At 67.6% G+C, this 1,589-nt stretch carries 1 pseudogene; it reads left to right on the top strand.

The window, feature by feature from the left end:
- A pseudogene (locus A9X04_RS09125) lies at positions 1 to 1,589 on the top strand (DNA-directed RNA polymerase subunit beta'); the annotation flags it as partial.

The following is a 1,589-nucleotide window of genomic DNA, read 5'->3' as shown; positions in this document are numbered from 1 at the left end:
GGCTACCCGTTCGTGAACAAGCAGATGCACAAGAAGGTGCAGGCCGCCATCATCAACGACCTGGCCGAGCGCTACCCGATGATCGTGGTCGCGCAGACCGTCGACAAGCTCAAGGACGCCGGCTTCTACTGGGCCACCCGCAGCGGTGTCACCGTGTCGATGGCCGACGTGCTGGTCCCCCCGCGCAAGAAGGAGATCCTCGACCACTACGAGGAGCGGGCGGAAAAGGTCGAAAAGCAGTTCCAGCGCGGCGCTTTGAACCACGACGAGCGCAACGAGGCACTGGTGGAGATCTGGAAGGAGGCCACCGACGAGGTCGGTCAGGCGCTCCGCGAGCACTACCCGGCCGACAACCCGATCATTACGATCGTTGACTCGGGTGCCACGGGTAACTTCACTCAGACCCGAACGCTGGCCGGCATGAAGGGCCTGGTGACCAACCCGAAGGGTGAGTTCATCCCGCGCCCGGTCAAGTCATCGTTCCGCGAGGGCCTGACCGTGCTGGAGTACTTCATCAACACCCACGGCGCCCGAAAGGGCTTGGCGGACACCGCGTTGCGTACCGCCGACTCGGGTTACCTGACCCGTCGTCTGGTGGACGTGAGCCAGGACGTCATCGTCCGCGAGCACGACTGCGAGACCGAGCGTGGCATCCTCGTCGAGCTGGCCGAGCGTCAGCCCGACGGCACCCTGATCCGCGACCCGTACATCGAAACCTCGGCGTACGCGCGGACTTTGGGCGCCGACGCGGTCGACGAGGCCGGGAACGTCGTCGTCGCACGCGGCGAGGACCTCGGTGACCCGGAGATCGACGCGCTGCTGGCCGCGGGCATCACCCAGGTCAAGGTGCGCTCGGTGCTGACCTGCACGACGGGCACCGGCGTGTGCGCCACCTGCTACGGGCGGTCCATGGCCACCGGAAAGCTGGTCGACATCGGCGAGGCCGTCGGTATCGTCGCGGCCCAGTCCATCGGTGAGCCCGGCACGCAGCTGACCATGCGTACCTTCCACCAGGGTGGTGTCGGTGAGGACATCACCGGCGGTCTGCCCCGCGTGCAGGAGCTGTTCGAGGCCCGCGTCCCGCGCGGCAAGGCCCCGATCGCCGACCTCACCGGGCGGGTGCAGCTGGAGGAGGGCGAGCGCTTCTACAAGATCACCATCATTCCCGACGACGGGAGCGAGGAGGTCGTGTACGACAAGCTCTCCAAGCGGCAGCGTCTGCGGGTGTTCAAGCACGAGGACGGTTCCGAGCGGGTGCTGTCCGACGGCGACCACGTCGAGGTGGGCCAGCAGCTGATGGAGGGCTCGGCCGATCCGCACGAGGTGCTGCGCGTGCAGGGCCCCCGCGAGGTGCAGATCCACCTGGTCCGCGAGGTCCAGGAGGTCTACCGCGCCCAGGGTGTGTCGATCCACGACAAGCACATCGAGGTGATCGTCCGCCAGATGCTGCGCCGCGTCACCATCATCGACTCGGGCGCGACGGAATTCCTGCCCGGTTCGCTGATCGACCGTGCGGAGTTCGAGGCGGAGAACCGTCGGGTGGTGGCCGAGGGCGGCGAGCCCGCCGCCGGCCGTCCGGTGCTGATGGG

This window comes from Mycobacterium sp. E3247, assembly GCF_001667785.1.
Taxonomy (GTDB): Bacteria; Actinomycetota; Actinomycetes; order Mycobacteriales; family Mycobacteriaceae; genus Mycobacterium.
This window is presented reverse-complemented; position numbering and strand designations above follow the sequence as displayed.